23 protein-coding genes are annotated in these 23,600 nt (G+C 58.4%); 9 read left to right on the forward strand and 14 right to left on the reverse strand.

What is annotated here, in order from left to right:
- Positions 1-8: 8 nt before the first annotated feature.
- The 5 genes from JNX03_RS09695 to JNX03_RS09715 all read right to left on the reverse strand — a co-directional run bounded on the left by JNX03_RS09695 (position 9) and on the right by JNX03_RS09715 (position 4,486).
- Positions 9-887, reverse strand: coding sequence for a F0F1 ATP synthase subunit gamma (locus JNX03_RS09695; protein ID WP_203208879.1), 879 nt, complete (start codon positions 885-887; stop codon positions 9-11).
- 14 nt (positions 888-901) lie between these two features.
- Positions 902-2,440 carry a F0F1 ATP synthase subunit alpha gene (gene atpA / locus JNX03_RS09700; protein ID WP_203208880.1) on the reverse strand — a complete coding sequence of 513 codons (1,539 nt, stop codon included), beginning with the start codon at positions 2,438-2,440 and terminating at the stop codon, positions 902-904.
- Entirely contained in the window at positions 2,441-3,001 is a 561-nt protein-coding gene (locus JNX03_RS09705) for a F0F1 ATP synthase subunit delta (RefSeq protein WP_203208881.1), read from the reverse strand. It lies immediately after the preceding gene.
- Positions 3,002-3,335: 334 nt separating this feature from the next.
- Positions 3,336-3,653, reverse strand: a complete 318-nt coding sequence (locus tag JNX03_RS09710; RefSeq protein ID WP_203197486.1) for a DUF3775 domain-containing protein — start codon at positions 3,651-3,653, stop codon at positions 3,336-3,338.
- An 86-nt stretch (positions 3,654-3,739) separates the two neighbouring features.
- On the reverse strand, positions 3,740-4,486 hold the full coding sequence (locus tag JNX03_RS09715; RefSeq protein ID WP_203208882.1) for a methyltransferase domain-containing protein: 747 nt from the start codon (positions 4,484-4,486) through the stop codon (positions 3,740-3,742).
- Between the two features lie 62 nt (positions 4,487-4,548).
- Here JNX03_RS09715 and gloB point away from each other — a divergent pair, with 62 nt between their 5' ends.
- The 3 genes from gloB (at position 4,549) to JNX03_RS09730 (ending at position 8,777) form a co-directional block, all read left to right on the forward strand.
- Positions 4,549-5,316, forward strand: a complete 768-nt coding sequence (gene gloB, locus JNX03_RS09720) for a hydroxyacylglutathione hydrolase (RefSeq protein ID WP_203208883.1) — start codon at positions 4,549-4,551, stop codon at positions 5,314-5,316.
- 174 nt (positions 5,317-5,490) lie between these two features.
- Positions 5,491-7,812, forward strand: a complete 2,322-nt coding sequence (gene clpA, locus JNX03_RS09725) for an ATP-dependent Clp protease ATP-binding subunit ClpA (RefSeq protein WP_025047909.1) — start codon at positions 5,491-5,493, stop codon at positions 7,810-7,812.
- Between the two features lie 14 nt (positions 7,813-7,826).
- A complete protein-coding gene (locus JNX03_RS09730; protein ID WP_231024253.1) occupies positions 7,827-8,777 on the forward strand; it encodes a M23 family metallopeptidase in 951 nt (316 codons plus the stop codon).
- A 4-nt stretch (positions 8,778-8,781) separates the two neighbouring features.
- Here the strand turns inward: JNX03_RS09730 and JNX03_RS09735 are convergent, their stop codons facing one another.
- The 3 genes from JNX03_RS09735 to JNX03_RS09745 form a co-directional block, all read right to left on the reverse strand.
- On the reverse strand, positions 8,782-10,869 hold the full coding sequence (locus JNX03_RS09735; RefSeq protein ID WP_203208885.1) for a peptidoglycan -binding protein: 2,088 nt from the start codon (positions 10,867-10,869) through the stop codon (positions 8,782-8,784).
- Positions 10,870-10,871: 2 nt separating this feature from the next.
- Positions 10,872-12,077, reverse strand: coding sequence for a biopolymer transporter ExbB (locus tag JNX03_RS09740; protein ID WP_203208886.1), 1,206 nt, complete (start codon positions 12,075-12,077; stop codon positions 10,872-10,874).
- 73 nt (positions 12,078-12,150) lie between these two features.
- Positions 12,151-12,681: a gamma-glutamylcyclotransferase gene (locus tag JNX03_RS09745; protein ID WP_203208887.1), complete on the reverse strand. Its 531-nt coding sequence runs from the start codon at positions 12,679-12,681 to the stop codon at positions 12,151-12,153.
- A gap of 66 nt (positions 12,682-12,747) precedes the next feature.
- Here JNX03_RS09745 and JNX03_RS09750 point away from each other — a divergent pair, with 66 nt between their 5' ends.
- The gene (locus tag JNX03_RS09750; protein WP_203208888.1) at positions 12,748-13,752 is read left to right on the forward strand and encodes a DUF2125 domain-containing protein; all 1,005 of its coding nucleotides are present in this window, start codon (positions 12,748-12,750) and stop codon (positions 13,750-13,752) included.
- Here JNX03_RS09750 and JNX03_RS09755 read toward each other — a convergent pair whose 3' ends face one another.
- The 5 genes from JNX03_RS09755 to JNX03_RS09775 all read right to left on the reverse strand — a co-directional run bounded on the left by JNX03_RS09755 (position 13,753) and on the right by JNX03_RS09775 (position 18,246).
- Positions 13,753-14,529, reverse strand: coding sequence for an extensin-like domain-containing protein (locus JNX03_RS09755; RefSeq protein ID WP_203208889.1), 777 nt, complete (start codon positions 14,527-14,529; stop codon positions 13,753-13,755). It abuts the gene before it with no gap.
- Positions 14,529-15,452, reverse strand: a complete 924-nt coding sequence (locus JNX03_RS09760) for a prephenate/arogenate dehydrogenase family protein (protein ID WP_203208890.1) — start codon at positions 15,450-15,452, stop codon at positions 14,529-14,531. Before JNX03_RS09760 ends, JNX03_RS09755 begins: the two co-directional genes overlap by 1 nt.
- Positions 15,449-16,531: a histidinol-phosphate transaminase gene (gene hisC / locus JNX03_RS09765; protein WP_203208891.1), complete on the reverse strand. Its 1,083-nt coding sequence runs from the start codon at positions 16,529-16,531 to the stop codon at positions 15,449-15,451. The genes JNX03_RS09760 and hisC overlap by 4 nt, the downstream gene beginning before the upstream one ends.
- 126 nt (positions 16,532-16,657) lie before the next feature.
- Positions 16,658-17,278, reverse strand: coding sequence for a 30S ribosomal protein S4 (rpsD, locus tag JNX03_RS09770; RefSeq protein ID WP_203208892.1), 621 nt, complete (start codon positions 17,276-17,278; stop codon positions 16,658-16,660).
- Positions 17,279-17,676: 398 nt separating this feature from the next.
- The gene (locus JNX03_RS09775) at positions 17,677-18,246 is read right to left on the reverse strand and encodes a DNA-3-methyladenine glycosylase I (RefSeq protein WP_203208893.1); all 570 of its coding nucleotides are present in this window, start codon (positions 18,244-18,246) and stop codon (positions 17,677-17,679) included.
- A gap of 100 nt (positions 18,247-18,346) precedes the next feature.
- On the opposite strand from JNX03_RS09775, the gene JNX03_RS09780 reads away from it, so the two are divergent.
- The 5 genes from JNX03_RS09780 (at position 18,347) to yddG (ending at position 23,417) form a co-directional block, all read left to right on the forward strand.
- Positions 18,347-19,192 (forward strand): EAL domain-containing protein, encoded by an 846-nt coding sequence (locus JNX03_RS09780; RefSeq protein ID WP_203208894.1) that lies wholly within the window; start codon positions 18,347-18,349, stop codon positions 19,190-19,192.
- A gap of 121 nt (positions 19,193-19,313) precedes the next feature.
- Positions 19,314-20,489: an acetyl-CoA C-acetyltransferase gene (locus JNX03_RS09785; RefSeq protein WP_203208895.1), complete on the forward strand. Its 1,176-nt coding sequence runs from the start codon at positions 19,314-19,316 to the stop codon at positions 20,487-20,489.
- A gap of 76 nt (positions 20,490-20,565) precedes the next feature.
- Positions 20,566-21,288 (forward strand): acetoacetyl-CoA reductase, encoded by a 723-nt coding sequence (phbB, locus tag JNX03_RS09790; protein WP_203208896.1) that lies wholly within the window; start codon positions 20,566-20,568, stop codon positions 21,286-21,288.
- 330 nt (positions 21,289-21,618) lie between these two features.
- Positions 21,619-22,557: a transcriptional regulator GcvA gene (locus JNX03_RS09795; protein ID WP_203208897.1), complete on the forward strand. Its 939-nt coding sequence runs from the start codon at positions 21,619-21,621 to the stop codon at positions 22,555-22,557.
- Positions 22,554-23,417, forward strand: a complete 864-nt coding sequence (gene yddG, locus JNX03_RS09800) for an aromatic amino acid exporter YddG (protein WP_203208898.1) — start codon at positions 22,554-22,556, stop codon at positions 23,415-23,417. The genes JNX03_RS09795 and yddG overlap by 4 nt, the downstream gene beginning before the upstream one ends.
- Positions 23,418-23,429: 12 nt before the next feature.
- Here yddG and JNX03_RS09805 read toward each other — a convergent pair whose 3' ends face one another.
- Positions 23,430-23,594: a YdcH family protein gene (locus JNX03_RS09805; protein WP_081785672.1), complete on the reverse strand. Its 165-nt coding sequence runs from the start codon at positions 23,592-23,594 to the stop codon at positions 23,430-23,432.
- Positions 23,595-23,600: the final 6 nt, after the last annotated feature.

Below are 23,600 nucleotides of genomic sequence, written 5' to 3' on the forward strand. Positions count from 1 at the left end.
GATATTGCTTACAGCGCTTCCGCGCCGGAAATGATTTCGATCAGCTCGTTCGTGATGACGGCCTGACGCGAGCGGTTGTACTGGATCGTCAAACTGTCGATCATGTCGCCCGCATTGCGAGTGGCGTTGTCCATCGCGGACATCCGCGCGCCCTGCTCCGATGCTGCGTTTTCCAACAAGCCGGAGAAGATCGCAGTGGCAACACCGCGTGGCAGCAGATCCGCAAGGATCGCCTCTTCAGAAGGCTCGTAGTCAAACAGCGTCGAGGCGCCCGCATCTTCGCCGGCATCTTCGAATTCCGCCGGGATGATCTGTTGGGCTGTCGGGATTTGGCTGACCACATTGACGAACTTCGCATAGAACAGCGTCGCCACGTCGAATTCGCCAGCATCAAACCGCGCCAGGACGTCTTTGGCGATGTTTTGCGCATCGGCATAACCCAGACGCTTCACCTCGGACATGTCCACGTGACCGATCATATAGGTGCCAAATTCACGCTTCAGCTGATCGCGGCCTTTTTTGCCAACGGTCAGAATCTTCAGCTGTTTGCCCGCTGCCAGCACTTTTTGTGCCTTGGCTTTGGCCAATTTGACGATGTTGGTGTTGAAACCACCGCACAGCCCGCGTTCGGACGTCATGACGACCAAAAGCTGAACCTGATCTGACCCTGTACCGCTTAGCAGTTTGGGGGCACTGTCAGATCCGCCAACGGAGGCCGCAAGCCCCGCCATCACGGCGTTGAACCGTTCGGCATAGGGGCGTGAGGCTTCGGCAGCTTCCTGCGCGCGGCGAAGTTTCGCCGCGGCAACCATTTGCATGGCCTTGGTGATCTTGCGGGTCGATTTGACCGTCGAGATCCTGTTTTTAAGGTCCTTGAGATTTGCCATTGGCTTATCTCTCCTTAAGCGAAGTCAGCGGCGTAAGAGTCGAGCGCAGCTTTGATTTTGTCTTCCAGCTCATCTTTCACCTTACGATCGTTGTCGGTGATGTCCTTGAGCAGGTCGGCGTGCTTGCCGCGCAGATGCGCCAGCAGACCCTGTTCCCAGCGGCCCACTTGCGCCACGTCGAGCTTGTCGAGGTAGCCGTGTGTACCGGCGTAGATCACGCAAACGATCTCGGCGTTGGACAGTGGGGCGTACTGCGGCTGTTTCATCAGCTCGGTCAAGCGGGCACCACGGTTCAACAGCTGCTGAGTGGCGGCATCCAGATCGGAGCCGAACTGGGCAAAGGCCGCCATTTCGCGGTACTGAGCCAAGGACAGTTTCACCGGACCGGCAACTGAAGACATCGCTTTGGTCTGGGCCGAAGAGCCAACCCGCGAAACCGACAGACCGGTGTTCACAGCAGGACGGATACCTTGGTAGAACAGTTCTGTTTCCAGGAAGATCTGACCGTCGGTGATCGAAATCACGTTGGTTGGAATAAACGCGGAAACGTCACCACCTTGGGTTTCGATGATCGGCAGAGCCGTCAAGGAACCGGCGCCGTTGTCTTCGTTCAGCTTGGCCGAACGTTCCAGCAGGCGGGAGTGGAGATAGAAAACGTCACCAGGATAGGCTTCACGCCCTGGTGGGCGACGCAGAAGCAGGGACATCTGGCGATAGGACACAGCCTGCTTGGACAAATCATCGTAGATGATCAAAGCGTGGCGGCCATTGTCGCGGAAGTGCTCTGCCATTGCGGTGGCGGCATAAGGCGCAAGGAACTGCATAGGTGCAGGCTCCGACGCGGTGGCAGCGACAACGATGCAATATTCCATCGCGCCAGCTTCTTCGAGCTTTTTGACCAGCTGCGCCACGGTGGAACGCTTTTGACCAATCGCAACGTACACGCAGTACATTTTCTTGCTCTCGTCGTCACCGGCGGCGGCATTCACCTGTGCCTGGTTCAGCATGGCGTCCAGCGCCACGGCTGTTTTACCGGTCTGACGGTCGCCGATGATCAATTCGCGCTGGCCACGGCCAATCGGGATCATCGCGTCAACGGATTTGAGACCAGTCGCCATTGGCTCATGCACCGACTTACGCGGGATAATGCCGGGCGCTTTCACATCGGCAAGACCGCGGGTCTTGGAATTGATCGGGCCTTTGCCGTCAATTGGGTTGCCCAAACCGTCAACAACACGGCCAAGAAGTGCGTCACCTGTTGGCACGTCCACAATGGAGTTCGTGCGCTTGACGGTGTCGCCTTCTTTGATGTCACGGTCGGAACCGAAGATAACAACACCAACGTTGTCCGCTTCGAGGTTCAGGGCCATACCCTGAATACCGCCGGGGAATTCAACCATCTCACCAGCCTGAACATTGTCCAGACCGTAAACACGGGCAATACCGTCACCGACGGACAGCACGCGGCCAACTTCGGCCACTTCTGCTTCTTGACCGAAATTCTTGATCTGGTCTTTCAGGATCGCAGAAATCTCTGCAGCTTGGATACCCATTTATCCGACCTCTTTCATTGCATTCTGTAGGGAATTGAGCTTCGAGCGGATCGAGGTGTCGATCATCTTGGAGCCCACTTTGACGACAATACCGCCGATGAGGGTTTCATCCACGGTCGTTTGGAGCGTTACGGTTTTGCCGGTCGTCGCCTTAAGCGATTTGGCAAGTTTGTCTGATTGTGTCTTGGTCAGCGCCTTGGCCGATGTAACTTCGGCGGTGATCTCGCCTTTGTCGGCAGCGATCAGATCGCGCAGTGTCTTGACCAACTGCGGCAAAACAAACAGGCGGCGCTTTTGCGCCATCAGCGCCAGCGTGTTGCCCATCATCGGCGACAGTTTCATTTTCTTGGCCAGCGCGGAAACGGCATTTGCCTGTTCATCGCGGCTGTAGATCGGGGAATGGATCAGATTGCGGAAATCTTCGCTCTCTGTCAGCGCCGCGGACAGACCTTCAAGGTCGGTCTCGATGGCTTTGACCTTCTTGGTCTCTTTCGCCAGATCGTAAACGGCAGCGGCATAGCGTTGCGCGATGCCGGTGGAAATTGATGCTGTTTCGGACACGTCCATCCTCTCATACAGTCAGTTCCGGTATGCGAAGGAAGTCGCGTCACCGGAGTGTTGGCGCGGCTTGAAACGGTTCAAGACGTCTAAATCAGGGGCGATGTAGCAGACAGGGTTCCGCCCCGCAACACTGTATCACGCCCCGACGAAGAGTCCCTATCGCTTTATTTTATGGGGTCAGCGGCACATGCGGCGCTTTGTCCACCTGTAAATCCCTCAATGTTGCTTAAAAATAACGAGGTTGCGCGATTCTTACACCCGCCGCCCAGGGTCTGTTTGTCTGTTTACGGCGCATCCGGGCCTTCTCGGACATGCCGCGCATTTCTCGCTTTGGTTACAGCAAATCTTCTTCCGCGTCCGCAACCGACAGGCCCAGAGCCTCCATCCCGCTTTCGAGGTGGTCGCAAAAGTGCGGAGAGCCCAAAAGGTAGTCGGGTGTCGGAATGCTGGCCTCGCGTTCGGCGGTGGCCATTGCCTCGGCCAGATCATCGGGCTCAAAGCTGCCCCGTCCGATCCACATCACGGCAACAAGGCTGTGCAGTTCTTCGTCATTGAGGGTTTCGAGAAAGCCGCGCAGCTCCGCTTCGCCGCGTTCGATCTCATGACCATAAAGAATGATTTGCGCCACTTTGCGCTGGCTGATCTGTAACATCGCTATCCCCTTTGATTCAGTGTTGGGCTGAACCTTGGCATGCCCCAGCGGGGTTTTCTTTGCGCCAGATCAATGTCGGGGCGGGTCTATATTGGCTTGGCTGTGGGTTCGGCCATGCCTTCAAGCACTTCAATTGCCCGCCGCGCCGTGCGCCGTTCCACCTTGCCTTTGGGCGGGTATACCAGTTTGGTCGCTTCGACCATAAACGCGCCGCCTGCCATCATCGTTGGCATATGCCGCCCGACTTTCTCAAACAATCCGGCCGATTTCATCCAGACACGTTGCTGGGAGGGAAACTGGAACAAGGCACCCATGTGCCGCTCTGGCAAGAACTGATGCTTGCGCAGTTGGGTCTCAAGCTGGCCGGGCGAATAGGGCCGCCCATAACCGAACGGGGTCCGGTCCCGCCGCGCCCAAAGACCGGCCCGGTTCGGTACGATAAACAGCGCCCTGCCCCCCGGCCCCAGCACCCGCCAGCATTCCTCAAGCAGATCACTGGGGCGTTCGCTGGTCTCAAGCCCATGCAGCAGCACCAGCTTGTCCACATGACCGGTCTCTATCGGCCAAAGCGTTTCTTCGGTCAAAACGGAAGTGTTCGGCATGCCCGCCGGCCAGGGCATCACCCCCTGCGGCCCGGGCATCAGAGTGATCACCCGCCGGGCGTCTTTCAGATAGGGCCGCAACAAGGGTGCAGCAAAGCCAAAGCCGACCACCGTCTGCCCCTTGGCCTCAGGCCAGAATTCCAACAACCGGCTGCGCATGCTTTTCTGTGCCGCACGTCCCAGCGCACTGCGATAATAGAAATTCCGCAAATCTTGTACATCAAGATGCATTGCAGCCCGCCTTGGTGAGTGACACTCTGTCGTCATAGTACGCACCACCGAGGTAAGACACCATGCCCTATGATCTGATCACGATCCCCTGCCTGTCCGACAATTACGCCTATCTGTTGCGCGATCATGACAGCGGCGAAGTTGCGGTGATCGACGTGCCGGAAGCAGGCCCGATCCTGAAAGAGCTGGAAGGCCGCGGCTGGTCCGCAACGCAGGTCTGGCTAACCCATCACCATTGGGATCATATTGACGGCCTGCCCGATCTGCTGGCGGTTCATCCGGCCAAGGTGGTTGGCGCCAAGGCCGATACGCACCGCTTGCCCAAACTCGATCTGGCTGTGTCCGAAGGTGATACGGTATCGCTGGGGGCATTGCAGGCAGAGGTGCTGGATGTGTCCGGTCATACCATCGGTCATATCGCCCTATATGTCCCCAAGGCCGGTGTTGCCTTTACCGCCGACAGTCTTATGGCGCTAGGCTGCGGCCGCTTGTTTGAAGGCACGCCAGACCAGATGTGGGCCAGCATGCAAAAGCTGATGGCCCTGCCCGCCGAGACGGTTATCTGCTCGGGCCATGAATATACCGCCTCAAACGCGAAATTTGCGCTCACGGTTGATCCCGACAACGCAGCCCTTATATCTAGGTCAAACGACATTCAGGCGGCCCGAGAAAAGGGGTTGCCGACTGTTCCCTCGAAACTTTCAACCGAGCTTGAAACCAATCCCTTTTTGCGCCCCGCCGATCCTGGCATCCGCGCAACCCTGGGGATGCAAGATGCCACGGATGCCGCTGTTTTTACGGAAATTCGCAAGCGCAAAGACAGTTTTTAAACCCGGCTTAAATGGCCAAAACGCACCGATCACGGCAAAAGTGAGCGTCTTTTTCAAGAAAACGCTTGAAGACCGGCCACGATCAACCAAACTCTAATACTATGAGGCCATGGTCGGACCGGGGTCTGTTATCCCACAGAACTCCGCCGGCCCCGATCGAAAAGGAGCACGCCCGTGCCTTCATTCTCGACTACACTTGAGCAGGCAATCCACGCAGCCCTTGCGCTGGCCAATGCCCGCCGCCATGAATTTGCCACGCTGGAACATCTGCTGTTGGCACTGATTGATGAACCCGATGCCGCGCAGGTGATGAAAGCCTGTTCCGTCGACACAGACGAATTGCGCGACACCCTGAACGAATTTGTCGATGAGGATCTCAGCAACCTTGTCACCGATGTGGACGGCTCCGAGGCGGTGCCCACCGCCGCGTTCCAGCGGGTGATCCAACGCGCCGCGATCCATGTGCAATCCTCGGGCCGGACCGAAGTGACCGGCGCCAATGTGCTGGTCGCGATCTTTGCCGAACGCGAAAGCAATGCCGCCTATTTCCTGCAGGAACAGGAAATGACCCGCTATGACGCGGTCAACTACATCGCCCACGGTGTTGCAAAAGACCCCGCCTATGGCGAGGCCCGCCCCCTGTCCGGTGCCCCCGAGCACGAGGAAGAGCCGCAGGGCGTCACCGAGGGTGAGAAAAAAGAATCGGCGCTGGCCAAATATTGCGTGGATCTGAATGCCAAATCCCGTGACGGTGACGTGGATCCGCTGATTGGCCGCTCTGACGAGGTCGAACGCTGCATTCAAGTGCTGTGCCGCCGCCGCAAGAACAACCCACTGCTGGTGGGTGATCCCGGTGTTGGTAAAACCGCCATTGCCGAGGGGCTGGCCCGCAAGATCGTCGCTGGCGAAACCCCGGAAGTTCTGGAAAACACCACCATCTATTCGCTCGACATGGGCGCATTGCTGGCTGGCACCCGTTACCGCGGTGATTTTGAGGAACGGCTCAAGGCGGTTGTGACCGAGTTGGAAGAACATAAGGACGCTGTTCTGTTCATCGACGAGATTCACACCGTGATTGGCGCTGGCGCAACCTCTGGCGGGGCAATGGATGCCTCAAACTTGCTGAAACCTGCCTTGCAAGGTGGCAAGCTGCGCACCATGGGCTCCACCACCTACAAGGAGTTCCGCCAGCACTTTGAAAAGGACCGCGCCCTGTCGCGCCGGTTCCAGAAAATTGATGTGAATGAGCCTTCCGTCGAAGATGCGGTGAAAATCCTGCGCGGGCTGAAACCGTATTTCGAGGATCACCATTCGGTCAAATATACCTCGGATGCGATCAAAACCTCCGTTGAACTGGCGCATCGCTACATCAACGACCGCAAGCTGCCCGACAGCGCCATTGACGTCATTGACGAGGCTGGCGCGGCGCAACATCTGGTTGTTGCCTCCAAACGCCGCAAGACCATCGGCACCAAAGAGGTAGAGGCCGTCGTCGCCAAGATCGCCCGCATCCCGCCCAAGAATGTCTCCAAGGATGATGTGATTGTGCTCAAAGACCTCGAAACCTCGCTCAAGCGGGTGGTCTTTGGTCAGGATACCGCGATTGAGGCGCTTTCCTCCGCCATCAAATTGGCGCGCGCGGGCCTGCGGGAGCCGGAAAAACCCATCGGCAACTACCTGTTCGCCGGTCCGACAGGCGTCGGGAAGACCGAGGTTGCCAAGCAATTGGCCGATACCCTTGGTGTGGAATTGCTGCGCTTTGACATGTCCGAATACATGGAAAAACACGCCGTTTCGCGCCTGATTGGTGCGCCTCCCGGTTATGTCGGCTTTGACCAAGGCGGGCTGTTGACCGATGGCGTTGACCAGCATCCGCATTGTGTCCTGCTGCTCGACGAGATGGAAAAAGCCCACCCTGATGTCTACAACATCCTGTTGCAGGTGATGGATAATGGCCGCCTGACGGATCACAACGGACGCACCGTTGATTTCCGCAATGTGGTGCTGATCATGACCTCCAACGCCGGTGCTGCAGAACAGGCGAAAGAGGCCGTCGGCTTTGGCCGGGATCGCCGTACAGGTGAGGACACCGCTGCGATCGAGCGGACCTTCACACCGGAATTCCGCAACCGTCTGGATGCCGTGATCAGCTTTGGCGCCTTGCCGAAGGAAGTGATCCTGCGCGTGGTCGAGAAATTTGTGCTGCAACTCGAAGCGCAATTGATGGACCGCAACGTGACCATCGAGCTCAGCAAGAAAGCCGCCGAATGGCTGGCCGATAAAGGCTATGATGACAAAATGGGCGCCCGTCCCTTGGGCCGCGTGATTCAGGAACACATCAAAAAACCTTTGGCGGAAGAGCTGCTGTTTGGCTCGCTCGCCAAGGGCGGTGTTGTGAAGGTCGGCGTCAAAAAAGGTGAACTGGACCTGACCATTCTCGGCCTTGAAAAGCCGCGGATCTCTGGCGACAAACCACCGCTGCTGACTGCGGAATGATTTTGCGGGGCCTGTTGGCCCTGCTAACCCCCTTCGCCGGTCCTGCACTGGCGGAGGGGTTTCTTTTGGAACTGCCGATTGACTGCGATCTCGGACAGACCTGCTATATTCAGCAATATGTAGACCATGATCCAAGCGAAACGGCGCAGGATTACCGCTGTTCCGGGCTCAGTTATGATGGCCACAAAGGCACCGACTTTGCCCTGCCTCACCTCGCCATGATGAAACGGGGCGTGCCTGTCTTGGCAGCGGCGCCCGGTGTGGTGGTCGGGCTGCGCGATGGCATGGCAGATCAGGTCTATTCGCAGGCCAACGCCAAAGAGGTCAAAGGCCGCGAATGCGGGAATGGCGTGGTGCTGCGCCATGCGGATGGTTGGGAAACCCAATATTGCCACCTCAAACGCGGATCTCTGGCCATTGCAAAGGGGGATCGGGTCGCCGTTGGCACCCCTCTTGGAGAGGTTGGAATGTCCGGTAGGGCGGCCTTTCCACATCTGCATTTATCGGTGCGCAAGGATGGCAATCAGATTGATCCATTTGTGCCAAACGGGGAAACTTCCTGCGCCACTGCGCCATCCCACACCCTCTGGCGGGATCCGCCACCCTATCGCGCGGGCGGCTTGCTCTTGTCTGGGTTTACCGATCAGGTGCCCGATTATTCTCAGGTCAAGGCGGGCACGGCCAGCAGCGAATTATCCAGAAAATCGGAAAATGTCGTTGCTTTCTCCTTTGGGTTTGGCTTTCGAAAAGGCGATATTCTGGACATCTCCATCACTGGCCCAAATGGCTTGCGTCTGTCCAAGCGCCACAGCTTCGACAAAGCAAAAGCCCAAGCCTTCCGCGCCATTGGGCAGAAACGCCGCCGCACCCCTTGGCCATCAGGCGATTATGCAGGACGTGCCGCCCTCATCCGGGATGGTGCTGTGATCGACAGCCAGACCTGGACCACCACCATTCAGGACTGATCCGTTACTTTTCGGTGAACTTCAGTTCAATCCTGCGATTCTGCGCCCGTGCCTCTTCGCTGTCGCCAGCCGCAACCGGCTGATACTGACCAAACCCGTTGGCGGCCAACCGGTCCGGCGCGATACCCAAAGCAGAGATCATGTATTTCACCACCGACAAAGCCCGCGCCTGGCTCAACTCCCAATTGTCTGCAAATTCACCTAGCCCCGACAGCGGGACGTTATCGGTGTGCCCGTCCACGCGGATCACCCAATCAATTTCGGGCGGGATGTCATCCGCAACCGATTGCAGAATTCGCGCCACTTTGGCGATCTCGGCCTGCCCGTCATCAGACAAAACCGCGCCGCCGGGTGGGAACAAAACCTCGGAAGAAAACACAAACCGGTCCCCTTCGATTCGCACACCATCCTGATTGCCAAGCACGTCGCGCAGACGCCCAAAGAACTCTGAACGGTACTGTTCCAGATCCTTGGCTTTTGCTTCAAGTCGCGCCCGTTCCGCGGCCTCAAGGGCTGCGCGGCGGCTTTCTTCGGCGGCCACACGGGCCAGCGCGGTGTTCAAATCTGAGCCTAGCGATTCCAATTGCAGGGTCTTTGCCGCATCCCGTAGTTCAGCGTCATCCAGCAAGGCACGCAGATCGCCAAGTTGCGTGCGCAAGGCCGCGACCTGTTGGTTCAAAAGTTCGGTTTGGCGCTGCGCCTCACTGCTGATCTGTTTTTCTTCGGCCAAGGCCGCCTGCGCGGCGCTGACCAATGCCGCCTGTTTCTGTGCATCGGTGCTGTTGTCCTCGGCCAATGCCTGCGCCGCAATCTTCGCCGCCAGTGCCTCTGCCAATTGCGCGCGGAGCGTTGCGCGGTCGGTTTCCAAAACCGTCTGATTGTCCTGCAAGGCCTGCTCCAACACTGCGATATCGACCCGCGCCTGCGCCAACTCCTCACGCAGCGCGTCACGGTCTGCGCTCAAACGGGCACGGCTGGTTTCAAGGTCTTGTTCCAGTTGCGCAATCTGCCCCTGTGCCGCCGCCAGATCCGCCCGCAGCGCATCGCCTTGCGCCGTCAACGTCAGCTCCGTGTCAGCCCCGGCCGCGCGGGCCCGGTCCAGTTCGGCCCGCAAAACGGTCAATTCTCCCTGAAGCCGCCCTACCTCGGCCTGCGCATCCTCACCAACCTTTGCCGCAGTTTCCGCAGCTTGGAGGCTGATCAGAGCTTTGATCAACTGGTCATCCAGTTCAGACTGCGACGCCCGCGCTGCCGCCAGCAACGTCAGGGTTTCTTCGGCTTCCTTTCGCTTGGCCTCCAGCGCCAGCGTCATTGCCGTCAGCTCGGCATCCGCATCCTGCAACTTTGCCCTCAGCGCCTCTGCGGCTGCAGCTTCGGCCAGTTTTGCCGCCTCTTCCTCTGACAGAGCCTTGGTGGTTTCTGCGATTTGCCCCTGCAGCGCTGTCACTTGCTCTTGCGCCTCGGCGTTGCGCGCCTGCAAATCGGCAACCAATGCATCAAGTGCCTCACGCCGGGCAGCAGCCAATCGCGCAGCTTCTTCTTGAGCATCGATTTCACTTCGGCTGGCCGCCAATGCCAGATTGAGGGCCTCTTGTTCATCAAGCAAGCTCTGCTGCCGGTCCAGCAACTCGGACTGGCGTGTCTCCAATGCGCCGATCTGCGTCAATGCCCCGTCGCGCTCCGCCAAAAGCGCGGCAACCTGCGCCTCAAAACCTGTGATCTGGCTTTGCGCAGCCCGCAGGTTTTCTGCCTGCTGATCCCGCTCGGACGTCAAGGCCGCGATCAACGCCGATTGCTCGGTCAGCTCGCCCTGCGCGTCACGCAATGACGCATTAAGCGCACCAAGACGGGCCTCGAGCTGCGCATTGGACCGTTCCTCAAGCCCCAAAGCCTGCGCCAAGGCAGCCACTTCGCCAGACAGCGCGTCCAGCTCGGTTTCTTGTCCTGTGATCCGTTCGGTCAGAACGAATTGCACGATCATGAAAATTGTCAAAACAAACATCAGGACCAGCAAAAGGCCAGTCATTGCATCCACAAATCCCGGCCAGATCGACCCCTGAAAACGCGCACCTGTCCTGCGGGACAATGCCATGGCTAGCGCGTCCCGCCGCCGGGTTGGTCATTGGGGCGTTGCCTGCGCGGTTCAGTGTTGCGACGCGGCGAAGACAAGGCCTTGGCCAGCAGTGAAATATCGTGGCGCAACTCGGCCATGGTTTCTTGCCGGCCTGCGGAGATCTCTTCGAGAATACGCAGCATCTGTACGTCGATGGACCGCAACCGCATCCGGCTTTCGGCATCGATCCCCTCGCCTGATCCTTGCGCCTCAAGCGTGGCGATCAGGCGTTCTTGTCCTGCGGCCACTCGTTCGAGGGCAGCGCTGGCTGGATCGGTCCCTTCGATCCGGGTGGTCATCCGATCAACGGCATCGGCCAGTTTACCCATCTTTTCATCAACCTGGGCACGGCTGGCGTCAGAGCGGGCAAACAATTGCTGCAACTGCTCCATCTGTTCGGCCATGTGATCGACAACCCCGGCCATGACGTGTTGTTCGCCTCCGGCTTCTTCGCCAGAGGAGAAACCGACGCGGGTGATGGAACTCAGCCAATCTTCCAGCTCTTGATAGAATCGGTTCTGGCCATGCCCTGCGAACAGCTCCAACAGGCCAACAACCAGCGATCCGGCCAATCCCAAAAGGGACGATCCAAAGGCCACGCCCATACCGCCAAGCTGCGCCTCAAGCCCGGTCATCAACCGCGTGAAAACATCGACGCCGCCGTCACCCTCGGCTGGGGCGAGGCTGCGAATGGTGTCAACAACAGCCGGAACTGTGGTCGCGAGGCCATAGAAAGTACCCAGAAGACCCAAAAAAATCAGCATGTTGACGATATAGCGCGTAATTTCACGCGCCTCGTCTATTCGGGTGGCAACTGAGTCAAGAATGGATCTGGTTGATGTTGCACTGACCTGCATCCGTGCCCCCCGCGTCCGCAAGAGCGAAGCCAGAGGAGCCAAAAGCTGCGGCGCGACGGTGTCGGGGTCGGGGGAGTCAGACGCGAAATTCTCAATCCAGCGGACCGATCCCATCAGTTGCACCACCTGATAAAAACAGGCCAGCACGCCGATCAAAAAGACAAAGATGATCACGCCGTTGAGATAAGGATTGGCGGCAAAAATCGGATATACCGAAGGCAGCGCCAGCGTGGCACCAGCACCCGTCAAGATCAACACAACCAGCATCAGAGCAATCTGACGCAAGGGTTGGGAAAACTGCGGTCGTTGTTCGCGTTCTGGCTGCGACATGCGGCCCTGCTCCTGACCCTTTTGCCTGCTTTAGTTGCAGTTTACACCGAAAATTGCGCCGGATGCCAAGGAATTATGTTGCCAGTGTTTTGACCCGCGCATTGAGCCATTCGAGCGCCGGATCATGCAGGCCAACCTCGGCCAGATGATCGGCGGTATTGTAGAGATATTCGGTGTTTGGCCCGCGCCCACCCACCGCTTTGGCGATGATTTGCGCTTGTTCTTCGAGCGGCAGACCACCGCAATATTGCACATGCGCCTCGTCGATCACATAGACCAACGCCTCAATATCGCGATTGTCATTGAGATGTACGGTCAGCGTCTTTTCCACGTAAGCTGAGGAAATCAATTCACGTTCCCGCAAATAGGCCAGTGTCTCGGCCTCCTGCCCCGGCACAACCCGCAGCGCAATCCCTTCGCATGCGGTGTCTGGATGTTCATCAAGCGCAAGAACCAAGCCGGGGTTTTCCTCGGTGCCGCGATGATGGATGGAGCGCATGCAGAATGATCGCGCATAGCCCGGCAAGGTGCCGATCACACTTTCGGCGACATCGAAACCGGGGTTCCAAAGCAGACTGCCATATCCGAATACCCACATTGCCATCGCGCTGGTCCTTTCTATTTGCCTTGGGTAAACCGCATATAGCGGTAGAGTTAAAGGGGTTTCAGCATGCGCATATTGATCCGATTGCTGATCCTTTTGGCAGTGGTTTGGAGCGGTTGGTGGTGGATGGCCGCCTCCGTAATTGATCGGGGTTTAGATGGCTGGATGGCGGCCCGCCGTGCAGAAGGATGGCAAGCGGAAGCGGCGCCCATCACTACCACCGGTTTTCCTTTTGAGCTTCAGACCCAAATCATGGATCTATCTCTCGCGGATCCTGAAACGGGGCTGGCGCTTCGGTTGGACGGCACCACGGTTTCCGCGCCCGCCTATTGGCCGGGATATGTCACCCTGTCTGTGCCAAGCACCCCGATTGAACTGCACATCGCTGACAGCAAACATCTGTTCCGGCTGCAAGATGGCATCGCGCGGCTGCATTTGCATCCGGGAGTATCATTGGAGTTGGACAGCATGCAGACCCACGGCGGTGCATGGCGATGGAACACCCGACCGGGCAACATTCTGGCCGGTGACAGCTGGGCCATGAAAATCACGCAAGATGATGTTATCGATGAGGAATATCAGTTTGACTTGCAAATCGACAATCTCCGTCCGGGCGACCCCCTGCGGGTTCAATTGGCAGTGCCCGCTGATTGGCCGCTGTCTTTCGAAAACTTCGCCGCAAACCTGACAGTGACCTTTGACCGCCCATGGGACCGCCGCGCAATCGAGGACATCCGGCCCCAACCGCGCCGCATCATCTTGCGAGACGCCAATGCAACCTGGGGGCCGGTCCGCTTGGTTGCGGATGGCGATCTGACCGTGGACAGCATGGGCACCCCCGATGGCACCGCGAACCTCTTGGTCGAAAATTGGGGAGAGCTTTTGGATCTGGCCGTGGCAGCTGGCGTCCTGCCCGCAAGCATACGCCCGCGAGCCCAAACAATGCTGGGCGCCTTGGCCAATCTGGGCGGTGATCCGACCCGCCTTGATCTAGGTCTGCGGTTCGCGGGTGGCGAGATGTTTCTGGGCTCAATTCGTCTGGGCCCGGCCCCGCGCATTGTGCTGCGCTGATCAGCGGCAGTAGTTGCCGCCGCGGGAGATCGCCGTGTCGAAATGGAAATGATCGCGATGATAACGATCCGCTTGCGGGCCAAGAACGGTCTTGAATGGGCCGCACGCGCCGCGGTGCATTTTGCGCAATGCCTTTTTGGTTCCACGGTTGTTCCAGCCGTGCAAAACGGTGATCTCCGACCCGTTGCGCAACCGGAAGGCGGATATATCAATCGCCCGGCCTTTGCCATGCTCCGATATCTTTGCGCCTTTCTTATTGTTGCGGGTTCGGCAAGCGTAATGCGCCGCCACCTTGAGGCCGGTCAAACCGCCGCCCGTGCGGGACAACGCAGGCTTGGCCGTGCGATCCAGCCATTTTTTCAACGCGTCAGCCGTCCGGCAATCCATCACGGATGTCTGGCTCAGGCTCACGCCGGAAACCGACCTTACGCGCACTGCCCGCTCAACACCGCAACCTTTCAGCCGCGCTTTGACCCGGCCGATCTCTTCACCTTGGATGGCCAAATCTCCGCACACAGCGCCCTTCCTCAGAATTCGTTTTTTCTGGCGGGCGTTTTTCTCCACCCGCGCGGGGCGAAACAATGGCCGCAGTGACAAAGACAACCCATTGCCCAGCATCAACTTTTCATGACTTGCAACCGGCGCAGCCACACCAGCCCCAGCCATAGCCGCCGGATAAACATTTCCGCCGCGTTGCACCGGCCTTTTGGAATTTTCCGGTCCTTCGGCCCAACAGGCCTGTCCGATCATCACCAAAGCCAGCACAAATAGACGCATTATTTTCCCCTAGCACCGCGCCCAAAGTCCGGCGCATCCGTATCCTGCCCCGCCTCAATGATCCCGCGCCGGATGGCACGGGTGCGGGTGAAATAGTCAAACAGGTGATCACCATCACCCTGACGGATCGCCCGTTGCAGCGCAAAAAGCTCTTCGGTAAAGCGCCCGAGGATTTCGAGGGTTGCATCTTTGTTGGTCAAAAACACATCCCTCCACATCGTCGGGTCGCTCGCTGCGATCCGGGTAAAATCCCTAAACCCAGCTGCTGAATATTTTATTACTTCGCTGTCAGTCACACGTCTCAGGTCATCGGCGACCCCTACCATCGTATAAGCAATAAGGTGCGGCGCATGAGAGGTGACCGCCAAAACCAGATCATGGTGTTCGGCATCCATTTCATCAACGTTGGAGCCAAGCCCCTCCCAAAACCGGCGCAAATCTGCCGTGGCTTGGGGGTTGGTGCCTTCTACCGGCACCAAAAGGCACCATCGGTTGTCGAAAAGTTCCGCAAACCCTGACCGAGGGCCGGAATGTTCGGTGCCAGCCAATGGGTGTGCGGGAATGAAATGCACGTTGTCAGGCAACTCAGGGCCAACCTGGGCGATCACGTCCGCTTTGACGGACCCCACATCCGTGACCGTGGCACCGGGTTTCAGCATTGGCGCAATCTCTGCGGCAACCGCGCCCATCACCCCGACCGGCACACAAAGCACAACCAGATCCGCGTCTTTCACAACCTCGGACAGGCTGTCGCACACGGTGTCACACAGGCCAATCTCGCGGGCAACATCACGGGTCTCGGCGGACCGGGCGTAGCCTGAAACGGACCCTGCAACACCGCCACGTTTCATCGCCCAAAACATCGAAGAGGCGATAAGCCCAAGCCCGATCAAGGCAACCTTTTCATATACTTGCGCACTCACCCTGCAGTTCTCCAGTTGGTCAAAGCCGTGATAACACGATCTGTTTGTTGGGCATCGCCGACGGTGATCCGCAGACCTTCGGGAAAGCCATATGCAGGCACGCGGCGGATCAGAATGCCGGCGGCCTTCAGGGCCTGATCAGCCGCATCCGCCTCCGCTGCGTCCCGGCAACGGACCAGCACGAAATTGGCGGAACTGTCATCGCAGGCCAGTCCCAATTGCCGCACGGCGCCCGTCAGTCGCGCCCGTTGTTCTGCGTTCAAATCTACGCAGGTGCGCAGCCAATCACGGTCTTTTGCAGCCGCCTCAGCCGCAGCCAGTTGAACGCCAGACAGGTTGAAGGGCTGGCGAACGCGGCGCATCACATCGATCATCTCTTGTGGACCATAGCCCCAACCGATGCGCAAACCGCCCAGTCCGTAGACTTTGGAAAAAGTGCGTGTCATTAAGACGTTTGAACGCGATTGAGCCAAAGCAGCCCCGCCATCAAAGCCTTCGGCGTATTCGGTATAGGCCCCGTCGATTACCAGGATCACATCCGCAGGCAAGGCATCCGCCAGCCGCTCCAGCTCTCCTTCGGGCAAAACAGTGCCGGTAGGGTTGCCGGGGTTGGTGATCAGAACCAGACGGGTCTTATCCGTGACGGCTGCCAATACCGTATCCACATCCACAACGCGGCTCTTCTCAGGCACGCAAACAGGTGTAGCGCCTGCCATGTGAGTCAGGATCGGATACATGGAGAACCCGTGTTCGGTAAAAATGATCTCATCACCCACACCTGCGTAGGCCTGAATGACAATCTGCAACACCTCGTCCGAACCCACACCGCAAAGGATCCGCTCCGGATCAAGCGACCAAAGATCCGCAATCGCGGCGCGCAGTTCGGCATGATCCGTGGAGGGATAGCGATGCAGTTGCGCGGCGGCCTCTGACACGGCCTTCATCGCGGAAGGCGGCGGGCCAAGCGGGTTCTCATTGGAGCTGAGTTTAAGCACATCACTGTGGCCGGGCAATTGGCTTGCCCCACCTTGGTAAAGTGCGATCTCCATGATGCCGGGTTGCGGTGTGATCTTGGTCATCTGCTGTCTTCCTTCCCCCATCGCGAGGGTTGTAGCGGCCATGGGAAGCTGCGGCCAGCCAAAACGAGAAAGGCCGCGGCGGTTTCCCGTCGCGGCCCTGAATTGGCTTGGAATGAAAGGCGAAGATTAGTTCTTCGCGTAGAATTCCACGACGAGGTTTGGTTCCATCATGACCGGATACGGCACATCGCCCAGCGCAGGCGTGCGCACGAATGTCGCGGTCATCTTCGAATGGTCTGCCTCGATATAGTCAGGCACGTCACGCTCAGCCAGCTGGGTGGCTTCGAGCAGTGCAACCATCTGCTTGGAACGGTCACGCACTTCGATAACGTCACCTTCTTTTACACGGTAGGAAGGAATGTTCACTTTCTTGCCGTTCACACGGACATGGCCGTGGTTCACGAACTGGCGTGCAGCAAATACGGTCGCAACGAATTTGGCGCGGTACACAACCGCGTCCAGGCGGCGTTCCAGCAGACCGATGAGGTTTTCACCTGTGTCGCCTTTTACACGCTCAGCTTCACCGTAGATGCGGCGGAATTGCTTTTCGGTCAGGTCGCCGTAGTAGCCCTTGAGCTTCTGCTTGGCGCGCAGCTGGATACCGAAGTCGGAAAGTTTGCCTTTGCGGCGCTGACCGTGCTGGCCGGGGCCATATTCGCGGCGGTTCACGGGGGATTTCGGACGGCCCCAGATGTTTTCGCCCATGCGGCGGTCAAGTTTGTGCTTGGCAGCGGTGCGTTTGGTCACGGCTGTTCTCCTTTAAATGTTAAAGGGCGTTGTCCTTTGGTCCAAGACCCGACAGGCATCCCCTCGCGGGGGCCACCAACACCAATGAAGCCGCGCTTATACGGGGGATCGGGACAGAGTCAACACGGGAATGGGATTGGCTGAGGAAAGGAAGAGGTTTTCAGGTTAGCCGCTTCTAGTTCGTCTAGCCTAGAAAGCTGGCCGCACGACGATAAATTGACAGATCAAGGTCAGCTATGAGGCCTTACGTGCCCTTCAAGATAGCGTGCAAAATGCCAAATCTTCGATTTGGCAGCGCCCGAACCGCCCCCACGGGGCGGGCGCTTTGCTTTCCGCCCCTCGATTCGGGCGCGGCGGCTCTTGTTGCTCGGCAAGTTCCACATAGCCGCCAACCGCCCCTACTGCGCCATTGCTGCACATTCATCATGCCGGTGGCATGTCACGATGTGATCATTCACCAGACCGCAAGCCTCCATCCAGGCATAGACAATCGTCGGGCCACAGAATTTGAATCCGGCTTTCTTGAGATCTTTTGACACCTGCACCGAAAGCGGGGTCTGTGGCGGCACATCGGCCTGCGTGGCAAAACGGGTCTGCAGGGGGGTGCCGTCCACGTATCGCCACATGAAGGTATCGAAGCCGCTCTTCTCCTCCAATTCGATCCACGCGCGGGCATTGTTGATCGTGGCCTCAATCTTGCCGCGGTGCCGGATGATGCCGGGATCGGCCAGCAGGCGGGTCACCTCCGCCTCGCCCCAACCGGCAATCACATGCGGATCAAACCCCTCAAAGGCAGCGCGAAAATTTTCGCGTTTTTTCAGGATCGTGATCCAGCTCAGCCCTGCTTGAAACCCGTCCAGAATGAGCTTTTCCCAAAGCGCGCGACTGTCATACTCCGGCACGCCCCATTCCGTGTCGTGGTAATCAACGTAAATCTTTTCCAGTCCGGCCCAGCCACAGCGTTCCATCAATCCTGCCTTTCCCTCGATTTTTCGAAAATTTGCCTGTTAAGGCCGCGTTATCATTTGCCCTGCACTGTCGGCACGGGTCAGAGGAAAGTACATCATCGTGGGCAGCCGGCACAAACGTCGTTTCAGCGATATCACACCGGGGGTGGAAAGCCCGCTGAATTTTGCCCTTGCCCAACGGGACAGAAACACTGTTGCCATGGTTCGTGATGCGCTGCTGCACAAACAGACGCTGCTGGCCTACCAGCCGATTATGCGGGCCAGCAACCACAGCAAGGTCGCCTTTTATGAAGGATTGATGCGGATCATCGATGAAACCGGGCGGGTGATACCGGCACGCGAATTCATGCCTGCGGTCGAGGATACGGAGTTGGGCCGCGAGATTGATGTGCAGGCCCTGCGCATGGGCCTGAGTGCCTTGCGCCAAAATCCGGGGCTGCGGCTGTCGATCAATATGTCGGCACGGTCGATCGGCTATAAATCATGGAATCAGGTATTGCGCCGGGCCTTGCGGCAAGATGAAACGCTGGGCGAGCGGCTGATCCTTGAGATCACGGAAAGTTCGGCCATGCTGGTGCCGGAACTTGTCGCGGATTTCATGGATGAGCTGCAACCGCATGGTGTTTGTTTTGCCATGGACGACTTTGGCGCAGGCTTTACCGCGATCCGCTACTTCAAGGATTTCTACTTTGATATCCTGAAACTGGACGGTCAATTCATCCAGGGAATCTCTCAAAACCCGGACAACCGCGCCATCACCGCGGCACTGATTTCCATAGCGCGACATTTTGACATGCTGACCATCGCTGAATTTGTCGAAAACGCAGAAGATGCCGCTACGTTAACGGAAATGGGCATAGACTGTTTACAAGGCTACCTTTTTAGCGCTCCCATAACCCGGCCCAAATGGCTCAAAACCGGGAAAGGGCCAACCGCCCCCATATGATCGGTTCAGTTGCCGCGATGCAGCAAATAGGGTAAGAGACCCCCAGAAGGTTTGGGGAGCGCCCTGTCACTTTTCGGCAGGCGTTATTGTATCCTCGGCCAATGGTAGAGGAATTAACTATATGACCAACGTCGTCATCGCATCCGCGGCACGCACCCCGGTGGGCAGCTTCGGTGGCTCTTTCGCCACGACGCCCGCACATGATCTGGGCGCTGCCGTTCTCAAGGAAATCGTAGCCCGTGCCGGTGTGGATGCCTCCGAGGTTTCCGAAACTATTCTGGGCCAGGTGCTGACCGCCGCCCAAGGCCAGAACCCTGCCCGTCAGGCGCATATCAATGCTGGCCTGCCACAAGAAGCCGCCGCCTGGAGCATCAACCAGGTTTGCGGGTCCGGCCTGCGTGCCGTGGCATTGGCCGCACAGCACATCCAGCTCGGCGATGCCTCCATCGTAGCGGCAGGCGGTCAGGAAAACATGACCCTCTCTCCCCATGCGCAAAATCTGCGTGCGGGCCAGAAAATGGGCGATCTGCAATTCATCGACACCATGATCCGCGACGGTCTTTGGGATGCGTTCAACGGCTATCACATGGGTCAAACCGCCGAAAACGTTGCTGAAAAATGGCAGATCAGCCGCGAACAGCAGGACGAATTCGCCGTCGCCTCGCAAAACAAGGCCGAAGCCGCCCAGAAAGCCGGCAAATTCGCCGATGAAATCACGGCTTTCACCGTCAAGACCCGCAAGGGCGACATCGTTGTGGACAGCGATGAATACATCCGTCACGGCGCCACTATGGAAGCCATGCAGAAACTGCGCCCTGCGTTCACCCGCGACGGTTCGGTCACTGCGGCCAACGCATCAGGCCTCAACGACGGTGCCGCAGGCGCCCTGTTGATGAGCGCGGATGACGCAGAAAAGCGCGGCATTGAGCCATTGGCCCGCATCGCATCCTACGCCACTGCCGGTCTGGACCCATCCATCATGGGTGTTGGTCCAATCTACGCTTCCCGCAAGGCGCTGGAAAAGGCGGGCTGGAAGGCCGAGGATCTGGATCTGGTTGAAGCCAACGAAGCCTTTGCCGCACAGGCCTGCGCCGTGAACAAGGATATGGGCTGGGATCCATCCATCGTCAATGTGAACGGCGGCGCGATTGCCATCGGTCACCCCATTGGCGCATCCGGCGCACGTATTCTCAACACACTGCTGTTCGAAATGAAGCGGCGCGGCGCCAAGAAAGGCCTTGCGACACTTTGCATCGGCGGCGGTATGGGTGTTGCTATGTGCCTTGAACGCCCCTAAACAGACCTGGGTGCGCAAGAATATTGCGCACCCAAGCTCGAATTAGAAATAACGTTACTCAAGGGAAAGGATCACTATGTCCCGCGTCGCACTTGTTACCGGAGGCAGCCGTGGCATCGGCGCCGCCATTTCCAAAGAACTCAAAGCAGCCGGTTATTCCGTCGCCGCGACCTACGCAGGCAACGATGAAGCCGCCGCCGCCTTCACCGAAGAGACCGGCATCAAGACCTACAAATGGAACGTTGCCGATTACGACAGCTCCAAAGCGGGCATCGAACAGGTCGAAGCGGACCTCGGCCCGATCGAAGTGGTCGTGGCCAACGCAGGCATCACCCGCGACGCGCCATTCCACAAAATGACACCCGAGCAGTGGCATCAGGTGATCGACACCAACCTGACCGGCGTGTTCAACACGGTTCATCCGATCTGGCCCGGCATGCGCGAGCGCAAGTTTGGCCGTATCGTTGTGATTTCTTCCATCAACGGTCAGAAGGGCCAGTTCGCCCAAGTGAACTATGCTGCGACCAAAGCCGGTGATCTGGGCATCGTGAAATCGCTGGCCCAGGAAGGCGCACGTGCAAACATCACGGCAAATGCCATCTGCCCCGGTTATATCGGTACAGACATGGTTATGGCCGTGCCCGAGAAAGTTCGTGAAAGCATCATCGCGCAGATCCCAGCCGGACGTCTGGGCGAACCAGAAGAGATCGCCCGCGCGGTGAAATTCCTCGTGGCTGACGACGCGGGCTTTATCAACGGCTCCACGATCTCTGCCAATGGTGCACAGTTCTTTGTCTAACTAAGACACCACCGCCACGGCGGATCTGACAACAAAAAGGCCGGCTCATCCAGAGCCGGCCTTTTTCTATCCCGTAAGAGCGCTGCAGTCGCTCAGCGGGAAGATCTACCCATCAGCCAGGCCCAGACGCCCTGAACGGCGGCGGCGCGTTCGGCATGGGCATTCTGCATGATGCTGCGGGCGGCGGGGTTTGTGGTCGCTTCGATCATGATCTGGATCCTTTCAGAAGGGAAACTTGAGTACATTTGAACTGACCCTAAGATGTACCTTCCGTTCACCGCTGACAAACGAGACTTTCCAAAGCCTCAGTTAAGTATTACTTGTGTGAACATGTCGAATACCCTGCCCCCTCTCACCGCCTTGCGTGCCTTTGACGCGGCTGCAAGGCACATGTCCTTTGCCCGCGCGGCGGATGAGCTGAATGTGACCCCTGCCGCGCTGAGCTTTCAGATCAAGTCCCTTGAGGATCATCTGGGCGCGCCTGTCTTTCGCCGCCTCAATCGCGCGGTTGAACTCACAGATGCGGGCCGGGCATTGGCCCCGGAGGCCCAAGCCGCCTTTGAAACCCTGACGGCAGGGTGGCGGGCCGCCCTGCGCACACAGGATCACCAAACGCTCACCGTGACAGCAGGCCCGGCCTTTACCGCCAAATGGCTGGCGCCGCGGCTTTATGAATTTGCCCAAAAACATCCCGAGATCGAGCTTCGGTTTTCTGCCTCGCTCAGAATGATGGATTTTGCCCGTGACGATGTGGACGTCGCAATCCGGTTTGGCCAGGGGCCCGATGAAGGGCTTTACTCCCTCCCATTGGCGGCGGAATGGGTTGTTCCGGTGATGACGCCAGAACTCGCTAAGCGTTACCCCACACCACAAAGCCTGACTGACGCGGTGCTCATCGTAGACAAGTCCATTGATTTTGTGCGCCCCGTGGTGAACTGGCAAAGCTGGTTTGATGCAATGGGCGTTCCCATGACACCCAATTTCGGACCTCAGTTTTCCCAAGCCGATCATGCCATCGACGCCGCCCTCGCCGGGGTTGGCGTGGCGCTGGGACGCCGGGCCTTGGTGATCAAGGATCTGGCGGACGGGCGGCTTGTTGCGCCCTATCCCTTTGTCCTGCCCACCGGCGGGCGGTTTCGGTTCATCTGCCCCTTGGGCGCGGAAACCCGGCCTCAGGTGCACGCCTTTCAAAACTGGATATTGCAAGAGATCGAAAAAACCGAACATATCGCGGATGCAATGACCCCGCTGGAGCAGCCAAACCCATGACCCGCCCTCAGGCCACCGCAATCGGTTTTGTCGCCGTTCTTCTATGGGCCCTGCTGGCGCTGTTCACCGTGGGCTCTGCGCCGACGCCGCCATTTTTGCTCAATACGCTGTGTTTCGCCATCGGCGGTACGCTGGGCCTGATCTGGACGGCAGCGACGGGTGCATTGCCCCGCCTGCGTAAGGTACCATTGCGTGTCTATATCTTTGGCACACTTGGGCTTTTTGGCTACCACGCCCTGTACTTTTCGGCGCTGCGCCTCGCACCTGCGGCTGAGGCCGGTTTGATCGCTTATCTCTGGCCGCTCTTGATCGTGATCTTTTCCGGCCTCCTGCCCGGTGAAGTCTTGAAAAACGGGCATATCATCGGCGCATGTCTGGGTTTTGCCGGCGCGGCGCTGATCATCACGGGCGGCGGCGCGGGGTTCTCCGCCGAATATGCGCCCGGCTATGCGCTGGCTGTGCTGTGCGCGCTGACATGGTCCGGCTATTCGGTTTTGTCACGCAAGGTTGGCACAGCGCCCACCGCTTCTGTAGCGGTGTTTTGCCTGGCCAGTGCGGCCCTGTCCTTGCCCATGCATCTGTTGTTCGAGGAAACGGTGTTGCCGCAAACCACACTTGGGTGGGCTGCCATCGCGGGCTTGGGGCTTGGTCCCGTTGGTCTTGCATTCTTTGTCTGGGATATCGGGGTGAAGCAGGGTGATATTCAATTGCTCGGCACCAGCTCATACGCCGCGCCCTTGCTGTCTACCCTGGTTCTCGTGATCGCAGGAGTGGCCGCGCCCAGCTTTACCTTGCTCTGGGCGGCGGCCCTGATCACAGGCGGCGCGGCAATCGCAGCTCGCGCCAGCCTTCGTCAATAAATTACAAAATCGTCAACTCGATAGCCGCGCAATTTCCTCTTTCAGTCGCAGCTTTTCCTTTTTCATCGTCGCAACTTCCAGATCATCAACTCCGGGGGCGCGTTGGGCGTTTTCGACAGCATCGCTCATCGCCTGGTGTTTCCGCTTCAGGGTCTCCAGATGTGCGTTAAGGGCCATGTATTC

The sequence above is a fragment of the Sulfitobacter mediterraneus genome (assembly GCF_016801775.1).
Lineage (GTDB): Bacteria > Pseudomonadota > Alphaproteobacteria > Rhodobacterales > Rhodobacteraceae > Sulfitobacter > Sulfitobacter mediterraneus_A.